This is a genomic window from Bradyrhizobium sp. WSM2254 (genome assembly GCF_000472645.1).
Taxonomy (GTDB): Bacteria; Pseudomonadota; Alphaproteobacteria; order Rhizobiales; family Xanthobacteraceae; genus Bradyrhizobium; species Bradyrhizobium niftali.
The window spans coordinates 63,749-84,298 of the sequence record NZ_AXAB01000001.1; the positions used below are offsets into that span (position 1 = coordinate 63,749).

Consider the following 20,550-nt stretch of genomic DNA (forward strand, 5'->3'; position numbering starts at 1 on the left):
GCAGCGGGGCGGGAATCGCTCCGCGGTTGCGCGATGCGCGCAACAATCGCTGCGCTGCATCGTTAGCGGCGGCTTAATGCGAGGTGCCCGCGCTCTTGTCACCGCCGCGATTGCGCAGCCGTCCGACCACGCCGGTCGGGAAGAAATAGACGCTGGCAATGAACAGCAGCCCGAGCCACAGCAGCCAGCGGTCGGGATGCAAAAGTCCCGGCAGCAGCGGCAGCCCGGCTTCCGACGCCGCCTTGGAGGCGACTCCCATCAGTGATTGCAGGTAGTTCTGCGCGAGGATGAAGATGGTGGCGCCGATGATCGCGCCGTAGATCGTGCCCATGCCGCCGATCACCACCATCAGCAGGATGTCGAGCATGATCGAGAAGCTGAGCGAGGTGTCGGGGCCGGCATAGCGCAGCCACAGCGCATTCAGGATCCCGGCGCTGGCGGCGACGAGGGCCGCGAGGCAGTTGGCGTAGGTCAGGTGGAACACGGTGCGGAAGCCGAGCGCTTCGGCGCGGAAACGGTTCTCGCGAATCGCCTGCAGCACACGGCCGAACGGCGAGTTCACCACACGCAGCAGGGCGAGGATCATCACGGCCGATATGGCGAACACGAGGTAGTAGGTGAGGATGCGGCCGTTGACCTCGAAGCCGAACAGGTTCCTGGAGATCAGCACCGTGCCGGGGCGCAGCAGTTCGGGCAGCTGGAAGCTGCGGCCATCCTCGCCGCCGGTCAGCCAGGACAGCTGCGAAGCCAGTACCTGGAAGGCAGAGGCGACCGCCAGCGTGATCATGGCGAAGAAGATCGCCGCGACGCGCAGCGAGAACAGTCCGATCGCGAGCGCGAGCAGCGCCGCAAGCGGCAGGCCGACGACGATGCCGGTTGCGACCGCGGCCCAATTCGGACCCATCCCGTACAGCGCGATCGCGATCGCGTAGCTGCCGATGCCGTAGAACATGGTGTGGGCGAACGACACCGAACCGGTATAGCCGAGCAGGAGGTCGTAGGAGGCGACCAGCGCGGCGAAGACGCAGATCTTGGCCGCGACGTTCAGCGCCCTGGCGCCGGGAAACAGGAACGGCGTCGCCGCCAGCGCCAGGATGATGAGGACGAGGACGAGCGTGAGCACGCGGCTGCGCGGCGGATCGCCGGAGAGGATCATCATCGGCTGGTCACCGCATAGAGGCCGCGCGGCCGCCACATCAGGACGGCGACCATCAGCAGGATGTTGGACACGAGGGCGAGTTTCGGCACCAGGAAGCCGCCGTAATTGGCGACCATCGCGACCAGGATCGCGCCGATGAAGCAGCCGCCGATCGACCCGAGCCCGCCAATGATGACGACGATGAAGATCAGCACGGTGAGGTCGTCGCTCATGGAGGCGTGGACCTGCTCGCGGTAGAGCGCCCACATCACGCCGCCGAGGCCGGCGAGCGCGGAGCCCGTCATGAACACGCCGAGGAACAGGCGGCGAATGCGATAGCCGAGCGCCTCGACCATCTCGCGGTTCTCGACGCCGGCGCGGATCAGCAGGCCGAGCTTGGTACGGTTGAGCACGAGCTGGATCGCGATGAAGACGGCAAGGCCGATCAGCGTCGCCAGCACGCGGTACTTGGCGATCGCGACGTCGCCGAAGATGAAGGAGCCGCGCAGCGAAGTGGGCAGCGGCATCGGGATGATCTGCGGCCCCCACAGCGCATAGAGCGCCTGCTCGGCAACGATCAGGCCGCCGGTCGTCATCAGGATCTGCTTCAGGTGCTGGCCGTAGACCGGCAGGATCAGCACGCGCTCGACGATCAGGCCGAGCGCGCCGGACACCGCCATCGACAGCAGCGCGGCCGGCGCCAGCACCGCGAGGTTCGTCCAGAGCGAATCGGCCTGAATGGAAGCCGCGAACGGTGCCAGCACCAGGGTTGCGACATAGGCGCCGACGGCGATGAAGGCGCCGTGGCCAAAATTGAGCACGTCCATCAGGCCGAACACCAGCGTCAGCCCGGAGGCCATGATGAAGATCATCATGCCCATGGCGAGGCTCGCGGCGGTCAGCGTCAGCCAGGTGCTGGGCGAGCCGACCAGCGGGATCACCAGGAGGGCGAGCGCGACCGGCAGCAGGATCGGCGCGATGTCGCGCTTCGGCTTCGGCAGCGGATCGTTTGCGGCAAATTCTGTCACTGATGCGCCTCCAGGCTCAGGCCGAGCAGCCGTTCCTGCAGCGGCACGTCGGCGGCGAGCGCCGCCATCTCGCCGCGATGGACGATGGTGCCGTTGTCCATGACCAGCACGTTGTCGCCGAGCTCGCGCGCGGCAAAGAAATTCTGCTCGACCAGGAGGATCGTCGCGCCCTTGCGCTTGATCTCCTTCAGGCACTCGATCAGCGCCATGACGATGGCAGGCGCCAGCCCCTTGGTCGGCTCGTCGATCAAGAGCAGCTTGCGCGGCTCGATGATGGCGCGCGCGATCGACAGCATCTGCTTCTGTCCGCCCGAGAGGCTTCCCGCGCGCGACAGCCAGAACCGGCGCAGGGCCGGAAAGAAGCCGAAGATCCAGTCGAGCTGGGCGTCGTCGAGCGGCCCGTCGCGCGCCGCCAGCACGAGGTTCTCCTTCACCGTGAGATCGGAGAACACCGCCATGCTCTCGGGCACGTAGCCGACGCCGAGCCGGGCGATGTCGGGCGTGGCGCGGCTCTCGATGCGCATCCCGGCGAGGCTGATCTCGCCCTTCGAGGCCTGCCAGAGGCCCATGATGGTGCGCAGCGTCGTGGTCTTGCCGGCGCCGTTGCGGCCGAGCAGCATCGTGGTCTGTCCCTGCGGGACCGTAAGATCGATGCCCTGGAGAATGTGGTAGCGGCCGATATGGGTGTGCACGCCGGAGAGTTTGAGCAGATCGGTCATGCTGCACTCTTCGGAGCGACGCCGAGATAGGCCTCCTGCACGATCGGCGAGGCGATCACCTCGGCCGGCGGCCCGTCGGCGACGAGCTGGCCGTTATGCAGCACGATGATGCGGTCGGCGAGCGAGCGCACCACGTCCATCTTGTGCTCGACGAGCAGAATGATCTTGCTCCTGTCCTGCTTGAGCTGTGCGATCAGGTTGAGCACGACAGGCACCTCGTCGATGCTCATGCCCGCGGTCGGCTCGTCGAACATGAACACCTTCGGCTCCAGCGCGATCATCAGCGCGACCTCGAGCTTGCGCTGGTCGCCATGCGACAGCGCGGTCGCGGCCACGCCGCGGCGGCTACCGAGCGCGACCTGGTCGAGGATGGCGTCGGCGCGCGCGATCAGGTCGCGGCGGACCATCCACGGCCGCAGCATGTCGTAATGGGTGCTATCAGCCGCCTGCACTGCGAGGCGGACGTTTTCCTCGACCGACAGATTCGGAAAGAGATTGGTGAGCTGGAAGGCGCGCCCGAGGCCCGCACGGGTGCGCAGCGGCGCGGAATGCTGGGTGATGTCGGTACCGTCGAACAGGATGCTGCCGTGTGAGGCGCGCAGCTGGCCCGAGATCAGGTTGAAATAGGTGGTCTTGCCGGCGCCGTTCGGCCCGACGATGGCGGTGAGCTCGCCCGGGCGGAACGTGCAGGAGACGTTGTTGACCGCGACGTGGCCGCCAAAGCGGATGGTGAGGTCGCGGGTTTCGAGAGTCAGCGGCATTCGATGTCTCGGCCGAGTTTGGCGAATAGAATGGAGATGTATCCGCGATCACGCTGCGCTCCCTCCCCCGCTTGCGGGGGAGGATTGGGGAGAGGGTGTCTCCGCGGGCGAGAACCTCCAAGAGGAAAGAGCCCCCACCCGGCCTCCCCCGCAAGCGGGGGAGGTGAAGTCAAACAGCTCAGCGCTTGTTGCGGACGGGGACGTCCATGTCCTCGAGCTTCAGCTCGCGCACCGGCTCGAGCACGGCCCAGGCGACGTTCGGATCGACCTTGACCTTGAAGTGATACATGCTCTGGAGCGCCTGATGGTCCTCTTTCCGGAACACCATCTTGCCCTTCGGCGTGTCGAACTCCAGGCCTTCCATCGCGGTGATCAGCTTCTCGGTGTCGGTCGACTTCGCCTTGGTGACGGCGGCGACGACGGACATCGCGGCGGCGAAACCGCCCGCGGTGAAGAAGTCCGGCGGTGCGTTGAAGCGCTTCTGGTGCTCGGCGACCAGCCAGTCGTTCACCGGGTTCTTCGGGATCTCGTAGAAGTAATAGGTCGCGCCCTCCATGCCGGGCAGGCCCTTATAGGCGGCGAGCGCCGGCAGGATGTTGCCGCCGGTGGAGAGCTCGATGCCATAGCGCTTCGGATCCATGTCCTGGAGCTTGGCCAGCGGATTGCCGGCGCCGGCCCAGATCACCCAGATCACCTTGCGGCCCGGCTTGTCCTTCAGCGCGTCGAACAGGCGCTGGCCGACCGCGGTGAAGTCGGTGGTCGAGGTCGGGGCATATTCTTCGGCGGCGAGCGTCGCGCCGGTCTTGGCGAGCGCTTCCTTGAAGGCGGCGACGCCGTCGCGGCCGAAGGCATAGTCCTGCGCCAGCGTTGCAACGGTGACGCCCTGCTTGCCGATCGCGACCGCGTTCGAGATCGCGTCCTGCGAGGAGTTGCGCGCGGTACGGAAGATGTAGCGATTCCACTTCTCGCCGGTAATCTGGTCCGCGACCGCCGGCTCGACGATCAGGATCTTCTTGTTCTCCTCGGCGACGGGGAGAATGGCGAGCGCTGCGGCCGACGAGGTCGTGCCGATCGCGATATCAGCCTTGTCGTCCTGATAGGCTTCCGCGAGCGCGGCCTTGGAGAGGTCCGGCTTGCCCTGGTCGTCCTTGGTGATGACGACGATCTTGCGGCCGTCGAGCGTCATCGTGCCCTTGGTGGCGTATTCGAAGCCCATTTGCAGGCCGGTCTCGGTCTGCTTGGCGTAGGCCTCGAGCGGACCGGTCTTGCCGTAGATGAGTGCGACCTTGAGGTCGTCGGCCTGTACGGAGGTGCCCGCGGCGAGGGCGAGGATGGTTGTTGTTATGATGAGTGATCGACGCACGATGGTCCCTCCTGATTCAAAATTTCTCGGTAACAGCGATTTGCACAACGTTACGAACATTGCAATTCAACCTTCCGGCGGACTGCGCCGGCACATCAACATGCATCATTTTTAGGCCTGCCGTGTCATGCGCGTGTCGCCGGACGCGGCGGGGCTGGCGGCCGACTCGATCTGCCGCCAGTCCGACTGCGCCTCTTCCGCGCTCTCGAAGATGTGCGGCGCGACGCCGCGCTTCTCCAGGGCTTCGCCGAGCTTGATGCGCAGGAAGCCCGACGTGGTGTAGCGCGACACACCGGAATAGAAGCGGTCGACGAGACTGCGCACCATGGCCGAATAGTCGTCCATCAGCTCCGGCAGGATCGAGAAGTTGTCGTAATTGACGATGGCGTAGACCCGGCGGCCGAGCGGGGCGAGCCTCGCCTCGACGAGGGCCGCGATCGCGTCGATCTCGGTCTTGCTGCGCAACGGATAGCGCTCCAGGTTGACGAAGAACAGGTTCTGCTGCTCGTCCAGGGTGAAGCGCTGGTCGAGTGGAATGGTCAGCAGCCGCTCGCGCAGGTCCATGGGGCCGTCGCGGAAGATGCGGGCGTCCATCAGGACGGGGTCGCGCGGGATCAATGGCTTGAAATCCATCAGGCGCAGGATATCGCGCTCGATGTCGATGCCGGGCGCTATTTCCATGAGTTCGATCCCGTCGGGCCGCAACGCGAAGACGCAGCGCTCGGTGACATAGAGCACGCGCTGCCCCCGTGCCGCGGCGAAGGGGCCGCTGAAGGTGACGTGCTCGACGCTGTCGACGAATTTACGCGACCTCGCCTCGTCGAGGATGGCGAGCCTCCCGTCGTTCACCGCGATGCGCTGCTTGCCGGCGCCGAACGTGCCGACGAAGACGACCTCCTTGGCGTTCTGGCTGATGTTGATGAAGCCGCCGGCACCGGCGAGTTTCGGTCCGAACTTGCTGACATTGAGGTTGCCGGCGCGATCGGCCTGGGCGAGCCCGAGGAAGGCGGCATCCAGGCCGCCGCCGTCGTAGAAGTCGAATTGATACGGCTGGTCGATCACCGCCTGGGTGTTGATCGCGGCGCCGAAATCGATGCCGCTCGCCGGGATGCCGCCGATCACGCCGGGCTCCGCCGTCAGCGTGATGAGGTCGATGATCCGCTCTTCGTTCGCGACCGAGGCGATTCCTTCGGGCATGCCGATGCCGAGATTGACGACGCTGTTGGCCTTGAGCTCGAGGGCGGCGCGCCGGGCGATGATCTTGCGCTCGCTGACCGGCATCACCGGCAGGGACGCGGCGCGGACGCGGATCTCGCTCGAGAAGGCCGCATTGTATTGCGTGCCGAAAGTCTGCCAATGGTTCTCCGGCTTCGCCACGACGACACAATCGACGAGGATGCCGGGAATCTTGACCTGGCGCGGATTGAGGCTGCCGCTCTCGGCAACGCGCTCGACCTGGGCGATGACGATCCCGCCGGAATTATGCGCCGCCATGGCGATCGCCAGCGCTTCCAGCGTCAGCGCCTCCTTCTCCATGGTGAGGTTGCCGTCGGGATCGCCGGTCGTGGCGCGAATGATCCCGACCTGAATCGGAAACGTCCTGTAGAGCAGGCATTCTTCGCCGCCGATCTTGATCAGCTCGACCATGTCCTCGGTGGTGCGCGCATTCAGCTTGCCGCCGCCATTGCGGGGGTCGACGAAGGTGCCCATGCCGACGCGGGTGATGTGCCCGGGCCGGTGCGCCGCGATGTCGCGGAACAGATGCGTGATGACGCCCTGCGGCAGATTATAGGCCTCGATCTGGTTGGCGATCGCAAGCTGCTGCAATTTGGGCGCAAGGCCCCAGTGCCCGCCGATCACCCGCCGAACCAGGCCTTCATGGGCGAAATGGTTGACGCCGCGATGCTTGCCGTCGCCCTGGCCTGCGGCATAGACCAGCGTCAGATTGTGCGGCTTGCCTTGAGTGTAGGGCGCGTCACCCTCGTTGGAGAGATAGAACTCCTCCAGCGCCACCGCGATCTCCTCGGCAAAGCCGATGCCGACGAAGCCGCCGGTCGCGACGGTGTCGCCGTCGCGGATCAGCATGACGGCTTCCGCCGCGGTGACGACTTTGCCCTTCTCGGCGTTGCGCAGGTAGGGCAAGGCAGGATGCTGGCTCATGGCATTCCCTCCCATGTCTGTTGCGGACCGCATGCCCGTTCTTCTCGCTTGGCCTTATTCGTATCGCGTGGAGCGGCTGGCGACCAGCCGCTCCAGCGTCGCGGGGTGCCGCACTCAGCCCATTCAGGACTGCACTATCTTGCGTGTTTCGGTGGCGAAATAGACCGAGACGATGGTGATGATCGCCAGCGCGATCATGTAGAGCGAGATCGGCCAGGTTGCCGGCGCGTACGCCGTCATCAATCCCGTCGCGATCAGCGGCGACAGCGCGCCGGCGAAGATCGAGGCGAGGTTGTAGCCGAGCGAGACGCCGCTATAGCGCACCTTGGTGCCGAACAGCTCCGACAGGAAGCTCGCCTGCGGGCCGTACATCGCGGCGTGGCCGATGGCGAGGCCCAGCACGATCGCGATCCAGGCATATTGCGGGTTCTTGGTCGAAAGCAGCATGAACAGCGGGAACGACATCAGCGCGGAGAATACCGCGCCGAAGATGTAGATCGGCCGCCGCCCGAGCCGGTCCGAGAGCGCGCCGAAGGCGGGAATGGTGAAGGTCTCGATCGCCGCGCCGATCAGCACGCCGTTGAGCATGTCCTGCTTGTTCATGCCGAGCGATTGCGTCGCATAGGCCAGCACGAAGGTCGCGTAGATGTAGAAGAAGCCGTTTTCGGCAAAGCGCGCGCCCATCGCGAGCAGGATGTTCTTGGGGTACATGCGGATCGCCTCGACGATCGGCATCTTGACCTCTTGCTTGGTGTCCTTGACCTTCTGGAACTCCGGCGATTCCGCGATGGTGAAGCGGATCCAAAGGCCGACCAGCACCAGCGCGATCGAGAACAGGAACGGGATGCGCCAGCCCCAGGAAAGAAGCTGTGCGTCGGTCAGCATCGCGGACACCACCGAGAACACCAGCGTGCCGAGCACGAGGCCGAGCGGCGCCCCGAGCTGCGGCCAGCTGCCGTAAAATCCCTTCTTGTCCGCCGGCGCATGCTCGACCGCCATCAGCACCGCGCCGCCCCATTCGCCGCCGAGACCAAAGCCCTGGATCAGCCGGCAGGTCACCAGCAGAACCGCGGCCCAGATGCCGGCGGTCTCGTAGGTCGGCAGGAAGCCGATCGCCGCGGTCGCGGCGCCCATGATCAGCAGGGTCAGATAGAGCATGGTCTTGCGGCCGATCTTGTCGCCGTAGTGACCGAACACGACGCCGCCGAGCGGGCGCGCGATGAAGCCGAGCGCGTAGGTCGCGAACGCCAGCAGCGTTCCCATCATGGGGTCGAAGGTCGGGAAAAACAGCTTGTTGAAGATCAGCGCCGCGGCGGTGCCGTAGAGGAAGAAGTCGTACCACTCGATGGCCGTGCCGATCAGGCTCGCGGTGGCGACCGTCACGTGCGAGGGCTGTCTCGCCTCAAGCTGATGGACTGAGATCGCTTCACTCATCTTGCGTCCTCCCTGGTTGCGAATGCGCATGTGCAGCACGCGTCATTGTGCAGAGCGAAGAGCAAGCTCCGCGCCAGATGCCACAGGTTTGCGCAAAATGGCTGAAAACCCAGCAGATTCAGCGGCGGCTCCGGGAAGGAACGGCACCGCGCCGTGTCAGGAATCCGAGACTCCGGACACGCGATGTCTCGCAATTCAGACGGATGCGGCTCCCGAGGCGAGGCCGAACTTCGCGAGCTTCTTGTAGAAGGTCGCGCGCGAGATCTGGAGCATCTTGGCCGCTTCCGAGATCTGGCCGTTGCTGGCGGCGAGCGCCTGTTCGAGCGTGTGCTTCTCGAACTCGGCCTCGGCTTCCGCATAGGGCAGGACGAGGCCGGCCGGCCGCGATGGTGCGGTGGGCGCCGTCTCCGCGCCAACGGGGAGAATGCGATCGAAGTCGTCGCTGGTGAGGCGCCCCGAATCGCTCAGGATCAGCGCGCGTTCCAGGATGTTGCGCAGTTCGCGGACATTGCCGGGCCAGCCATAGCGCGCAAGCGCAGCCAGGCCGCTCGGCGTGATCCTGGCATTGAGGTAGTCGCCGGATGCGCTGATGTCGTCGAGCAGCCGTCCACAGATCTCGGGCAGGTCGTCCAGGCAGTGGCGCAGGGGTGGCAGCACGATCGAGAGCACGTTGAGCCGGTAGTAGAGATCCGCCCGGAATGTCCCCTCGCTGACCCGCTTGTGCAGGTCGACATTGGTGGCCGCAATCACGCGCACGTCGACCCTGGTGACCTTGTCGGAGCCGAGTGGCTCGATCTCGCGCTCCTGCAGCACGCGCAGCAGCTTGGCCTGCAATTGCAGCGGCATCTCGCCGATTTCGTCGAGGAACAGCGTGCCGCCGTCGGCGATCCGGAATTTTCCGTCGCGACCCTTGCGGTCCGCGCCGGTATAGGCGCCCGGCGCGGCGCCGAAGAACTCCGATTCGATCAGCGTATCCGGGATCGCTGCGACGTTGACGCTGACGAACGGCTTTTCGGCGCGGGCGGACGCGTTGTGGATGGCCTGCGCCATCATTTCCTTGCCGGTGCCGGTCTCCCCGGTGAGCAGAACGGTGACGCTCTGGCGCGCGGCGCGCGCTGCAAGCGTCTTGGCCTGTGCGATGCCTGCGGTTGCACCGACATAGTCGTCGAACGTGAACCGGGCGGCACGCGCATGCGACAATTGCCGCCGCGCCAGCCGCAAATCGTTTTCGAGCTGGGCGACGCGACCGAGCAGTGGCTTCAAGCCCTCGAGGCGGTCGTAAAGCACGAAGCCGATCGCACCGATGATATTCCCTTTCTCGTCCTCGATCGGCATGCGGGTCACGACGAGTTGCTCGCCGCCGAGCTCCATGATGTCGAGGATGATCGGTTCACCCGTTTCCACGACCCTTCGCATCAGGCTGTTGGGGATGACCTCCTCGATGGGGCGGCCGAGCGCCTCGGATTCATGCGAGAGGCCCATCGCGGTGACGTATTTCTCGTTGACATAGACCACGCGTCCGCTGCGATCGATTGCGATGGCACCCTCGCACAGATGCTCCAGCCGCTCGAACAGCGTCTCCATGGCGCGTGCGCGGATATAGGCGGGATCGCTGACGACGGAAGAGGGACCGGACATGGCGTGCCTCGCGGGAAGCCCGCCTGTTTATTACCAAAAGGGCAGCAATTTCAAAGGGCGAAAACGGGGCTGGCTCCGAACTTGCCGTCGTCCCGGCCTAGTGCGCAATTGCGCACGGGGGGCCGGGACCCATAGCCACAGAGAGTGGTTTGGCGATGACAAGTGGTTACCAGCCCGCCTCACGACTACGCCCTCGGAGTATGGGTCCCGGCCTTCGCCGGGACGACATCCAGATAGTAGAGCCTACCTTCGATACCCGTTCGCCCGCGAATAGCCCTGCCGGTTCTGCTGCATCGGGCGGCTGGCCACGCTGGCGCGGGACTCGCTGGAGACGGGTGTTGCGAGCTTCAGCTCCTCCAGGAAGATCGGCCGCGAGAAATAATAGCCCTGCGCGTAGCGGATCTTGCTTGCGGCCTGGAGGTAGGCGAGCTCCTCGTAGGATTCGAGGCCCTCGGCGATCACGGTCATGCCGAGCGCTTCGCTCAAGGATTCGATCGCGCGCAGGATGCCCTGGCTGCGCGGCCGCTTATGGATGTCGGTGATGAAGGAGCGGTCGATCTTGATCTCGTCGGCGGTGATGTCGGCGAGCGCCGAGAGCGAGGAATAGCCGGTGCCGAAATCGTCGATCGAGATGCCGACGCCGAGCTTGCGGAACATCGGCAGGATTTCCGACTGGAAATGGCTTTTGGCGACGAAGGCCTCTTCCGTCAGCTCGATCATGAAGCGCTGGGGAAAGCCGGTGTTGTCCAGCGCCTGCGCGAAGCTGCGCATGAACTCGGGATTGCCGGCCTGCCTGGCGGCGACGTTGATGCTGATGGAGGCTTCCGCGCCGAACGTCTCGTTGATCAGGTCGATCGACTTGACGATCTCGGCGAGCACGAGATGGGTCAGCTCGTCGATCAGTCCGAGCTCGCCGGCAAGGTTGATGAACGAGCCCGGCGCCTGGATCACGCCTTCGTCGTCGCGCAGCCGCACCAGGGCCTCGATGCCCTTCACCGCCTGCGTGCGGATATCGACCTTGGACTGGAACGCGCAGCAGAAGCGCTTCTCGAGGATGGCGAGCCGCAGCGACTGCTCGATCTTGGTCCGCGCCAGCGCCTCGCGCTCCATGCTGGCGTCGAAGAAGGCGGCCGATCCCTTGCCGTCGTTCTTGATGCGGTACATCGCGATGTCGGCGTTCTGACGCAGCGTCTCGAAGCTGCTTCCGTGGTCGGGATAGAGGCTGATGCCGACCGAGGTCGAGGCGAAGACCTCCGAATGGTCGATGAAGAACGGCGCGGTCAGCCGCTCCAGCGTCGCCTGCATGAATTCGGCGACTTCCTCCTGGCTCTGGATCGGCGACAGCAGCAGCAGGAATTCGTCGCCGGAGATGCGCGACAGCATGTCGGAATCGCGCAGGTCGCGCCCGAGCCGCTTCGCCAGCTCGGCCAGCAGCGCGTCGCCGACGGCGTGGCCGTAATAGTCATTGATGTGCTTGAAATTGTCGACGTCGAGAAAGGCGAGCGCGAAGCGCTCGCCGCCGTGATCGCGCGCGAGCAGGTTGTTGGCGCGGTGTTCGATCACGCGCCGCGAGGGCAATCCGGTCAGCTCGTCGAAATAGGCCGAGCGGAACAGCTGGTCCTCGAAATTCTTTTGCTCGGTGATGTCGGAGGAGGCGGAGATCAGGAGCTCGCGTCCGGCGAGGCGAACCGGACGATGGGTCGTCAGCAGCACCTGGCGCGCGGCGCCGTCGTGCAGGGCTTCCTCGGTGACGACCGCCTGGCCGGCGCTCAGCGCCTTCAGGCAGGCTTCCCGGCGCGGCGCCAGATCGGGCGAGGGGCGGCTGCCGTCCATGCCGAGCTGCGCCGCTGCGGCATCGTTCACCAGCAGAAGCTCGCCATCGGCGTCCTGCACGGTCAGGCCGGCCGGCAGCATTCTAACGATTTCCTTGAGAAATCCGAGTTCGGCCTCGCTCGCGCCGGAATATCTGTTGTCGTTCATAGAAGTCATGAATCTTGTTGTTTCAGCGCGCCTGCAATGGACGCGATCTTGCGTGGTTCCCTCTTAAGTTTGGTTAAGGGGCCCGGAGAAATACGGGAGTGTCTTGCGACGATGCGACGCGCGACGCCCATCGTCATTAACAGAGGGTCAATGCGCCCAGCGAAACTGCGAGCGGAGCGCGAGAGGCTGCCTTCGCTTTGCCGAGCGGCTATTCGCTTCGCGGGATGCGGCATTGCATGATGCAATGCAGCCCGGTCTTCAGATACGAGATCTCGGTCCTGCCGTCGAAGGCCGAAAGTGCCGATTTCAGCAGCTTGGTGCCGAAGCCGGGCTCGGACACCTTGTCTACGGTCGGCCCCTCGGTTTCGTCCCAGGTGACGGTCAGGCGATCGTCGGCGACGGTCCACGACACCTGCAGCAGACCGCGCGGCGCGGAGAATGCGCCGTATTTGCCCGCATTGGTGGCGAGCTCGTGAAACATCAATGACAGCGTCACCGCGAGCTTCGGCGGCAGGAACAGCCGGTCGCCGTTGAGGGTGAAGCGGACGTGGCCGTAGGGGCCGAGCTCCGAGATCAGGAGATCGCGGATGTCGCAGCCAGCCCTGTCGATCCGCGAGATCAGATCGTCGGTTGCGGCCAGCGATCGCAGCCGCGGATCGACCCGGGCCCAGACCTGCGGCTGGTCATGCAGCACCTGGTGAATCACGGCGTGCACTGTCGAGAGCTTGTTCTTCAGCCGGTGCTGGAGCTCGTCGACCAGCAGCTTGCGATAGTCTTCTTCCTCGATCAGGCGCTTGGAGATCCGGCGCTGCTCCACCAGCATGGTGCGATAGTGCTCGACCCCCCAGATCGTCAGCGCGCTCACGGCCCAGTAGAGCGCCAGCAGGGCAAAACGCGCGTGATCGGCAATCGCATCGCTGAAATTCACGACGACGCCGAGCACGCCGCCGACGATCGCCGTCACGACGCCGATCCGGAGGCCTCCGAACGCGGCGGCAAAGAACACGGCCGGAAAGTACGGGGTGAAGTAGACGTCGGGCCGCACCTGCGCGAGACCCCAGCGCGCCAGCGTCGCGACCATCAGGCAGGCCACCGCAAAGGCAATGCTCAAGCCGAGCGACGGTGGCGCCGCGCCCTGCCAGCCCTTGCGGAATTCGTCGATCAGCTTCTCCATGCGCCGCCCGGTTGCGATGTGCGTTCGTTGCGATTGTTGCGCATCTCCCCGGCGCAAGCAAAGCTTGCCTTGTTCGGAGCCGGCAGGAATAGTGACCGTCGCGGCGCTGTCCGTCGCGGCGCCGTGGTCGATCGGTATCCGCCATTTGGCGTCAATGGGTTCGAAAACAGGGACATTCCATGGGCAGGCTGGACGGAAAGGTCGCGGTGATCACGGGCGCGACGAGCGGGATCGGATTGCGGACCGCTGAAGTCTTCGTTGCCGAAGGTGCCAAAATTGTGATCGCGGGGCGGCGCATACCGGAAGGCGAGGCGCTGGCGAAGCAGCTCGGGGCAACTTGTGTCTTCCGCCAGACCGATGTGACGGTCGAAGCGCAGATGCAGGCGCTGATCGCGCTCGCGGTGGACAAATTCGGCCGCATCGACTGCCTGTTCAACAATGCCGGCGGGCCGGCGCAGACCGGCGGCATCGAAGGTCTCGAGGTCGAGCGCTTCGACGCGGCGATGGCGACGCTGGTGCGCAGCGTCATGCTCGGCATGAAGCACGCCGCGCCCTACATGAAGAAGCAGGGGTCCGGCAGCATCATCAACAATGGCAGCATCGCTGGCCGGCTCGCCGGCTTCTCCTCGTCGGTGGTTTACGGCGCGGCCAAGGCGGCGGTGATCCATCTCACCAAATGCGTGGCGATGGAGCTCGGCGAATCCAACGTTCGCGTCAACTCGATCTCACCCGGCGCGATCGCGACCGGCATTTTCGGCAAGGCGCTGGGGCTGCCGACCGATGCCGCGGAGAAGACGCCGGCGGTGATGCGCGAGGTCTACAAGACCGCGCAGCCAATTCCGCGCGCCGGCATCCCCGACGACATCGCCCAGGCCGCGGTGTTCCTGGCGAGCGACGAATCCAGCTTCATCAACGGCCACGACCTCGTCATCGACGGCGCCATGACCGGCGGCCGCAACTGGAGCCAGCAGCAGCAGGGCTACGTGGCGCTGCGCAAGGCGTTCGATCAGGGGGCGTAAGCGGCACGTAATTTGGTTTCCGTCATTGCGAGGAGCCCTTGCGACGAAGCAATCCAGAATCCTTCCGCGGAAAGAGTCTGGATTGCTTCGCTTCGCTCGCAATGACGGTGAGGGCGGCTAAACCGCCCGTACTCTTACCTTCAACCCATCCCGCGGCTTCGGGATCGGCCACATCTGCCAGTCCGGCTTGTAGCCCGGCTCCAGCGACACCTCGATGTTCTGCAGGAAGTGGCGCGCGAAGCATTTGGCCTGCATATAGGCGAAGTGCAGGCCGAGACACATATGCGCGCCGCCGCCGAACGGCACCCAGGCGAAGCGGTGGCGGTTGCGCTGGGCCTCCTCGGTGAAGCGCAGCGGATCGAAGCGGTCCGGCTCCGGCCAGATGTCCTTCATGTGATGCGTATAGAGCGGATTGACGCCGACGGCGGTGCCGGCGGGAATCCTGAACCCCTTGAAGGTGAAATCGCGCATCGCGCGGCGCGGCATCGACGGCACCGGCGGCTTGATCCGCAGCGCTTCCTTGAACGCCATTTCGGATAGCGGCATCTTTTCGAGATCGTCGAAGCTGCTGGGTGCACCCGGAGCGAGCCCGAGCGCAAGAACCTCCGCGCGCAGCCTGTCCTGCCAGTCCGGGTTGGCGGCAAGCTCGCCGATGAAGGAGGTCAGCGACGAGGTCAGCGTGTCGTGCGCGGCCATCATCAAAAAGCTCATGTGGTCGATGATGTCCTGCTCGGACAGCAGGGCACCGTCCTCATGGGTGGCGCGGCAGAGCTGCGAGAACAGATCATCGCCGCCGTGATTGCCGCGGCGGAGTGGAATCTGCTGGCGGAAATAGGCGACGATGCGCTTGCGGCCCGCGACACCGCGCGCCATCTGCGTGCCGGGCAGGGGACGGCGGATCGGAGCGACGGCGGCCGCGACCATGTCGACGAAGGCGCGGTTGATCTCGTCGACTTCCGGCCCGATGTCGGCGCCGAGGAAGGACGCGGCGGCGAGATCGAGCGTGAGCTGCTTCATCGCCGGATAAAGCTGCATCTCGCCGGGCCCGGCCTTCCACTGCGCGACGCGCGCGGAGATGCCGCGGTCGAGATCGCCGAGATAGGATTTCATCGGCCCGGACTTGAACGCGACCGACAGCGCCTTGCGGTGCAGCCGGTGCTCGTCGAAATCGAGCAGCATCAATCCGCGCGGAAACAACAGGCCGAGCACCTTGTTCCAGCCGTGCGTCGACGAGAACAGCTTTTGCTGGTCGAACATCACGAGCTCGTTCGCTTCGGGTCCGAGCAGCACGACATTGGTCTCGCCGAAAACATGGGTGCGGTAGACCGGGCCGTATTTGGCGCCGTTCGCCTCGATATGCCCCTTGGGGTCGGCCAGCACCTGGAAGGTCTTGCCGATGATCGGCCAGCCCTCGTCGCCGGGGATGTGCGTCAGCTCGTTACGCCTGGGCGCGGTGAAGCCGAGCGCGGGGGCCACATTCTGCATCGACATGACGATTGCTCCGGTTGGCTCGCTGCCAACATAGCACAATACTGATACGATGACGTGCCAGTCGTCCTGTGTGCAAGTCGCCCGGCACACTATCGTCGTCCCGGCTTTCGCCGGGACGACAAGTGCGGCCTACCGCTTCGCCGCTTCCTTCTGCAAATCCGGGGCGTTGACGGCGGGAATGGCGACGCGGCCGGGACCGGTGACCTTCAGCGCTTCGGCAGCCTTCTCGTTCTCCATGATCTTGGCCATCACGGCCTGGCCCGCGCGCTCGAAGATCGCGCGATTCTCGATCACGAATTTTTGCGACCTGCGGAGACCATCGATATAGCCGTTGATCTCCGGCACCACGTATCGCGCGACCAGGTCCCAGCTTCGGCGCGTGTTCTCCGGGTTGGCCCAGTCGTGCACGAAGCCGATCACGGCGCCGACGCCACCGGAGACCTGCATCACGTTCTTGATCATTTTCACGAGGTCGTCGGGCGTGCCAATGACGGAGGCGGCGCCTTCGACGAAGGCGGTCTTGTCCACGGCCTCGTCGGGCGAGGCGAACGCGGTGAGGCCCGGCCGCTGCAACGTGCCGACATTATATTCGTTGTGCCAGCGCATGAGCCCGGCGCCGGCCTCGCGGCGGGCCTGCTCGCGGGTCTCGGCGACATGCCAGGTCAGGAGCACGCGCCAATCGGCACGGTTGACCTTGGTGCCGTGCTTCTTCGCGGCATCCTCGGCGAACTGCCATTGCTGCTGAAGCGACATCAGGCCCTGTGTCGTCATCGAGCCCAGCGAGATGATGCCGATGCCGTATTTGCCGGCGAGCGTCATCCCGGAGGGCGAGATCTGCGAGGCCACCACGAACGGCATTTCTTCCTGCAAGGGCAGGAGCTGAAGCGCGGCGTCGTTCATGGTGAACCAGTCGCTCCTGGCGGTGACGCGTTCGCCGTTGAACAGGCGACGGATCACGCCGATCGCCTCGTCCTGACGGTCGCGTTGCGTCATCGGGTCGATGCCGAGCGTGTGCGCGTCGGAGGCGAGCGCACCGGGACCGGAGCCGAAGATGGCGCGGCCGCCGGTCATGTGGTCGAGCTGCACCATGCGCTGGGCGACGTTGAAAGGATGGTGATAGGGCAGCGACACCACGCCGGTGCCGAGCCTGATCCGCTTGGTGCGCTCGCCGGCCGCGGCCAAAAACATCTCCGGCGAGGCGATCATCTCCCAGCCGGAGGAATGATGCTCGCCGCACCAGAACTCGTCATAGCCGAGGCTATCCAGCTGCTCGACGAAGTCGAGATCGCGCCGGAACTGGAGCATCGGATGCTCCCCGATCGGGTGATGCGGGGCAAGAAAGGCTCCGAACTTCAGGCGCGCCATGGCGTTCTCTCCGGCTGAATTTTCTGTTTGTTGAGACGGTGAGGCTACGTGCCTGACGGCACGAACGCAATCGCGCGATGTCCCGCGCGGCGGAATGCAGGCATGCGATGAAGTGAGGCGAGATGCCTCTTCTCCCTCTCCCCGCTTGCGTACAGGCGCTTTCACGCCGTCATGGCCGGGCTTGTCCCGGCCATCCACGACTTCGTCGCGGCACGAAGAACGTGGATGCCCGGGACAAGCCCGGGCATGACGAGAAGCGGGGTGAGGTGAAGATCGCCGCTACCTTGTCATCCTGTTCCACGCATCGAGGCCGGCGATCTTGTATGCCTCCGCCAGCGTCGGGTAGTTGAATGTGTTCTGGATGAAATAGTCGATGCCGCCTTTGAGGTTCAGCACGGCCTGGCCGATATGGATCAGCTCGGTGGCGCCTTCGCCGAGGATGTGCACGCCGAGCAGGCGGCGCGTCTTGGTAGAGAAGATCATCTTCATCATGCCGCTGTTCAGCCCCATGATGTGGCCGCGCGAGGTCTCGCGGAAGCGGGCGATGCCGACCTCGTAGGGGATGCCGCGCGTGCGCACCTCTTCTTCGGTGAGGCCGGCGGTCGAGATCTCCGGCACCGAATAGATGCCGTAGGGAAAGAACTCCGGCGGCGCCAACGGCTCCATGCCGAGCGCGTGGCAGGCCGCGACGCGGCCCTGCTCCATCGAGGTCGAGGCCAGGCTCGGAAAGCCGATGACGTCGCCGGCCGCGTAGATGTGCGGCACGCTGGTCTGCAAGGTAACAGGATCGACCGTGATGCGCCCGCGATGGTCGACCGCGATGCCGGCGGCCTCGAGGTTGAGCCGGTCGGTGGCGCCGACCCGGCCGGCGGCGAACAGCAGCATTTCCGTGGTGACGTGCCGCCCGTCCGACAAATGCGTGACGATGTTGCCCTGCGTATTCTTCTCGATCGCGTTGACCTTGGCGCCGAGCCGCAGCGCGACGTTGCGGTCGCGCAGCTCGTGCATGAACTCGTCGATCAATTCCTTGTCGATGAAATCGAGGAAGGTCGGCCGCGGCTCGATCAGGGTCACGGGCACGTCGAGTGCGCTGAAGATGGTGGCATATTCGACGCCGATCACGCCGGCGCCGATCACGGCGAGGCTGCGCGGCAGCTTTGGCAGCTCGATGATCTCGTCGCTGTCGAGCACGGTGGCGCCGTCGAACGGCACGTAGTCGGGCCGGAACGGGCGCGTGCCGCAGGCGATCAGGATGAAGGCGGCCGACACCACCTTGACCTCGCCGATCGCGCTCGTGATCTCGACCTGATGCGGCGCGACGAAGCGCGCCTCGCCGTTGGCGGTGCGTACCAGGTTGCGGCTGAACTGATGCTCGAGAACCTCGACCTCGTGGTCGAGCGTCTTCTGCAACCGGGTCATCAGGTCGCTTGCCGCGATGTCCTGCTTCACCCGGTAGGAGCGGCCGTAGAAGCCGCGCTCGCGCCAGCCGGACAAATTGAGCACGGTCTCGCGCAGGGTCTTGGAGGGAATGGTGCCGGTGTGGACGGAGACGCCGCCGACCCGCCGGCCCTTCTCCACCACCAGCACGGCCTTGCCGAGCTTGGCGCATTGCACCGCGGCCCGGCGCCCCGACGGGCCCGAGCCGATCACCACCATGTCGTAGTCGTACATCGGAAGACTTCCGAACCCCACGGGACCAGCGGGAACCGATATGCAGCAATCGGGCCAAAGCAGCAAGAAGGCGGCAAGTCCTACCTCGGAGGTAATCGCGCGGATGACGCCGATCTGGGAGCATCGCGCGTAATAAATTCCCGAAGGGCCGCGCGCCGATGCATCAAACCGTCACAAAGCAGATCGATTCGTCGCGCCGCTGGTGGGTGCTCGCCATCGTCGTCGCCGCCCAGTTCATGTTCGGCGTCGACGCCTTCGTGGTCAACGTCGCCATTCCGACCATCGCCGTCGATCTGCACGCAACGCCGGCGCAGATCGAATCCGTCATCGCGATCTATCTGATCGCCTATGCCACGCTGGTCGTCACCGGCGGCCGCCTCGGCGACATCCACGGCACCAAGAACGTGTTCCTGGGCGGCGTGCTCGGCTTCACCCTGACCTCGCTGTGGTGCGGGTTGGCGCAATCAGGCGCGGAGCTGATCATCGCGCGACTGGCGCAGGGCGCCACCGCCGCGCTGATGGTGCCGCAGGTGCTGGCGACGCTGCATCTGTTGTTCACCGACGGCCAGCGCAACCGCGCCTTCGCCGTCTACGGCATCGTGCTCGGGCTTGCGGGCGCCGCGGGCTTCCTGCTCGGCGGGCTTCTCGTCACGCTCGATCTCGCCGACACCGGCTGGCGCTCGGTGTTCTTCGTCAACGTTCCTTCCGGCCTCGTCATCGCGGTTGCCGCCTGGCGCATCATGCCGTCGGTGCCGCGCCGGGCCGGCACCAGGCTCGACATCAAGGGCAGTGTGGTGCTGTTCGCAGGGCTATTGTGCCTGATCGGGCCGCTGCTGTTCGGTCACGATGTCGGCTGGGCGCCGTGGCTGTGGGCGGTGATGGCGATCGGCGCTGTGATCCTCGCGGCGTTCCTGAAGCTTGAGCACGCGGTCGGGCGCGCCGGCGGCGTGCCGCTGATTGACCTCACGCTGCTGGCGGATGCGGCGTTCCTGCGCGGTCTCGGCGCCGCGTTCTTTTTCTTCCTTGCCAATCTCTCGTTCTACCTCGTCATGACGCTGTTCATGCAGCGCGGCCTGAAGATCCCACCGCTCGAAGCCGGCATGGCCTTCGTTCCGCTCGCGCTCGCCTTCGTCGTGGCCTCGCGGCACAGCGGCGCGCGGGCGCGCCATCGCGGCACCAAGGTGTTGATCGAGGGATGCGCGCTTCAGATCGCCGGTCTCGCCGCGCTTGCGCTTGTCGCAGTCTATGTCGACGCGCCGACGCCGACCGGGCTTGCGCTCACCATGATCATCTTCGGCTACGGTCAGGGCCTGGTGATGGCGCCGCTGTCCGGCGCGGTGCTCTCGACCGTGAAGCCCGTCGCCGCAGGCTCGGCGTCCGGCATGTACGGCACCATTGCGCAGATCGGAAATGCGGCCGGAGTGGCCGCGATCGGCGCATTGTTCTTCGCGCTCGAAGCTCTGCAATCACCGCGCGCAGGATTTCTCGTCTCGCTCGCGCTGTTTGTGACATTAATCATGATCTGCGCCGCATTTCTGGCGTGGATGCGCCGCGCATCTGCACGAAGTTGAGGCATTGCGGTGAATGTGTGCGGATTCTCCATGAATTT

General features: G+C 65.3%; 15 protein-coding genes. 2 read left to right on the plus strand and 13 right to left on the minus strand.

Annotated features, from left to right (window positions below):
• Window positions 1–73: 73 nt before the first annotated feature.
• The 10 genes from A3M7_RS0100335 to A3M7_RS0100380 all read right to left on the minus strand — a co-directional run bounded on the left by A3M7_RS0100335 (window position 74) and on the right by A3M7_RS0100380 (window position 13,395).
• The gene (locus tag A3M7_RS0100335; RefSeq protein ID WP_198033676.1) at window positions 74–1,159 is read right to left on the minus strand and encodes a branched-chain amino acid ABC transporter permease; all 1,086 of its coding nucleotides are present in this window, start codon (window positions 1,157–1,159) and stop codon (window positions 74–76) included.
• Window positions 1,156–2,166: a branched-chain amino acid ABC transporter permease gene (locus A3M7_RS0100340; RefSeq protein ID WP_027542114.1), complete on the minus strand. Its 1,011-nt coding sequence runs from the start codon at window positions 2,164–2,166 to the stop codon at window positions 1,156–1,158. The genes A3M7_RS0100335 and A3M7_RS0100340 overlap by 4 nt, the downstream gene beginning before the upstream one ends.
• Window positions 2,163–2,885: an ABC transporter ATP-binding protein gene (locus tag A3M7_RS0100345; RefSeq protein ID WP_027542115.1), complete on the minus strand. Its 723-nt coding sequence runs from the start codon at window positions 2,883–2,885 to the stop codon at window positions 2,163–2,165. The genes A3M7_RS0100340 and A3M7_RS0100345 overlap by 4 nt, the downstream gene beginning before the upstream one ends.
• Complete coding sequence (locus A3M7_RS0100350; protein ID WP_027542116.1) at window positions 2,882–3,646, minus strand: ABC transporter ATP-binding protein; 765 nt, start codon at window positions 3,644–3,646, stop codon at window positions 2,882–2,884. The genes A3M7_RS0100345 and A3M7_RS0100350 overlap by 4 nt, the downstream gene beginning before the upstream one ends.
• 178 nt (window positions 3,647–3,824) lie before the next feature.
• Window positions 3,825–5,009 carry a substrate-binding domain-containing protein gene (locus A3M7_RS0100355; RefSeq protein WP_027542117.1) on the minus strand — a complete coding sequence of 395 codons (1,185 nt, stop codon included), beginning with the start codon at window positions 5,007–5,009 and terminating at the stop codon, window positions 3,825–3,827.
• Window positions 5,010–5,120: 111 nt separating this feature from the next.
• Window positions 5,121–7,169, minus strand: a complete 2,049-nt coding sequence (locus A3M7_RS0100360; protein ID WP_027542118.1) for an acyl CoA:acetate/3-ketoacid CoA transferase — start codon at window positions 7,167–7,169, stop codon at window positions 5,121–5,123.
• Window positions 7,170–7,292: 123 nt separating this feature from the next.
• The gene (locus tag A3M7_RS0100365; RefSeq protein ID WP_049823172.1) at window positions 7,293–8,603 is read right to left on the minus strand and encodes an MFS transporter; all 1,311 of its coding nucleotides are present in this window, start codon (window positions 8,601–8,603) and stop codon (window positions 7,293–7,295) included.
• A 195-nt stretch (window positions 8,604–8,798) separates the two neighbouring features.
• The gene (locus A3M7_RS0100370; protein WP_027542120.1) at window positions 8,799–10,241 is read right to left on the minus strand and encodes a sigma-54-dependent Fis family transcriptional regulator; all 1,443 of its coding nucleotides are present in this window, start codon (window positions 10,239–10,241) and stop codon (window positions 8,799–8,801) included.
• A 243-nt stretch (window positions 10,242–10,484) separates the two neighbouring features.
• Complete coding sequence (locus A3M7_RS0100375; protein WP_027542121.1) at window positions 10,485–12,221, minus strand: bifunctional diguanylate cyclase/phosphodiesterase; 1,737 nt, start codon at window positions 12,219–12,221, stop codon at window positions 10,485–10,487.
• 208 nt (window positions 12,222–12,429) lie between these two features.
• On the minus strand, window positions 12,430–13,395 hold the full coding sequence (locus A3M7_RS0100380) for a sensor histidine kinase (protein WP_027542122.1): 966 nt from the start codon (window positions 13,393–13,395) through the stop codon (window positions 12,430–12,432).
• Between the two features lie 179 nt (window positions 13,396–13,574).
• Between A3M7_RS0100380 and A3M7_RS0100385 the strand changes: the two genes are divergently transcribed.
• The gene (locus tag A3M7_RS0100385) at window positions 13,575–14,414 is read left to right on the plus strand and encodes an SDR family NAD(P)-dependent oxidoreductase (RefSeq protein WP_027542123.1); all 840 of its coding nucleotides are present in this window, start codon (window positions 13,575–13,577) and stop codon (window positions 14,412–14,414) included.
• A gap of 117 nt (window positions 14,415–14,531) precedes the next feature.
• On the opposite strand, the gene A3M7_RS0100390 is transcribed toward A3M7_RS0100385, so the two are convergent.
• The 3 genes from A3M7_RS0100390 to sthA form a co-directional block, all read right to left on the minus strand.
• Window positions 14,532–15,905: a cytochrome P450 gene (locus A3M7_RS0100390; RefSeq protein WP_027542124.1), complete on the minus strand. Its 1,374-nt coding sequence runs from the start codon at window positions 15,903–15,905 to the stop codon at window positions 14,532–14,534.
• A 129-nt stretch (window positions 15,906–16,034) separates the two neighbouring features.
• The gene (locus tag A3M7_RS0100395; RefSeq protein ID WP_027542125.1) at window positions 16,035–17,270 is read right to left on the minus strand and encodes an LLM class flavin-dependent oxidoreductase; all 1,236 of its coding nucleotides are present in this window, start codon (window positions 17,268–17,270) and stop codon (window positions 16,035–16,037) included.
• Window positions 17,271–17,549: 279 nt separating this feature from the next.
• Complete coding sequence (sthA, locus tag A3M7_RS0100400) at window positions 17,550–18,941, minus strand: Si-specific NAD(P)(+) transhydrogenase (RefSeq protein ID WP_027542126.1); 1,392 nt, start codon at window positions 18,939–18,941, stop codon at window positions 17,550–17,552.
• 158 nt (window positions 18,942–19,099) lie between these two features.
• On the opposite strand from sthA, the gene A3M7_RS0100405 reads away from it, so the two are divergent.
• Window positions 19,100–20,512 carry an MFS transporter gene (locus tag A3M7_RS0100405; protein ID WP_027542127.1) on the plus strand — a complete coding sequence of 471 codons (1,413 nt, stop codon included), beginning with the start codon at window positions 19,100–19,102 and terminating at the stop codon, window positions 20,510–20,512.
• The last annotated feature ends 38 nt before the right edge of the window (window positions 20,513–20,550 follow it).

Bases quoted from the DNA above. Each gene is read 5' to 3' on its own strand.
- A3M7_RS0100335 (WP_198033676.1), bottom strand. From the start codon at position 1,159: ATGATGATCCTCTCCGGCGATCCGCCGCGCAGCCGCGTGCTCACGCTC.
- A3M7_RS0100345 (WP_027542115.1), bottom strand. From the start codon at position 2,885: ATGACCGATCTGCTCAAACTCTCCGGCGTGCACACCCATATCGGCCGC.
- A3M7_RS0100350 (WP_027542116.1), bottom strand. From the start codon at position 3,646: ATGCCGCTGACTCTCGAAACCCGCGACCTCACCATCCGCTTTGGCGGC.
- A3M7_RS0100360 (WP_027542118.1), bottom strand. From the start codon at position 7,169: ATGAGCCAGCATCCTGCCTTGCCCTACCTGCGCAACGCCGAGAAGGGC.
- A3M7_RS0100365 (WP_049823172.1), bottom strand. From the start codon at position 8,603: ATGAGTGAAGCGATCTCAGTCCATCAGCTTGAGGCGAGACAGCCCTCG.
- A3M7_RS0100370 (WP_027542120.1), bottom strand. From the start codon at position 10,241: ATGTCCGGTCCCTCTTCCGTCGTCAGCGATCCCGCCTATATCCGCGCA.
- A3M7_RS0100375 (WP_027542121.1), bottom strand. From the start codon at position 12,221: ATGAACGACAACAGATATTCCGGCGCGAGCGAGGCCGAACTCGGATTT.
- A3M7_RS0100380 (WP_027542122.1), bottom strand. From the start codon at position 13,395: ATGGAGAAGCTGATCGACGAATTCCGCAAGGGCTGGCAGGGCGCGGCG.
- A3M7_RS0100385 (WP_027542123.1), top strand. From the start codon at position 13,575: ATGGGCAGGCTGGACGGAAAGGTCGCGGTGATCACGGGCGCGACGAGC.
- A3M7_RS0100390 (WP_027542124.1), bottom strand. From the start codon at position 15,905: ATGTCGATGCAGAATGTGGCCCCCGCGCTCGGCTTCACCGCGCCCAGG.
- A3M7_RS0100395 (WP_027542125.1), bottom strand. From the start codon at position 17,270: ATGGCGCGCCTGAAGTTCGGAGCCTTTCTTGCCCCGCATCACCCGATC.
- sthA (WP_027542126.1), bottom strand. From the start codon at position 18,941: ATGTACGACTACGACATGGTGGTGATCGGCTCGGGCCCGTCGGGGCGC.
- A3M7_RS0100405 (WP_027542127.1), top strand. From the start codon at position 19,100: ATGCATCAAACCGTCACAAAGCAGATCGATTCGTCGCGCCGCTGGTGG.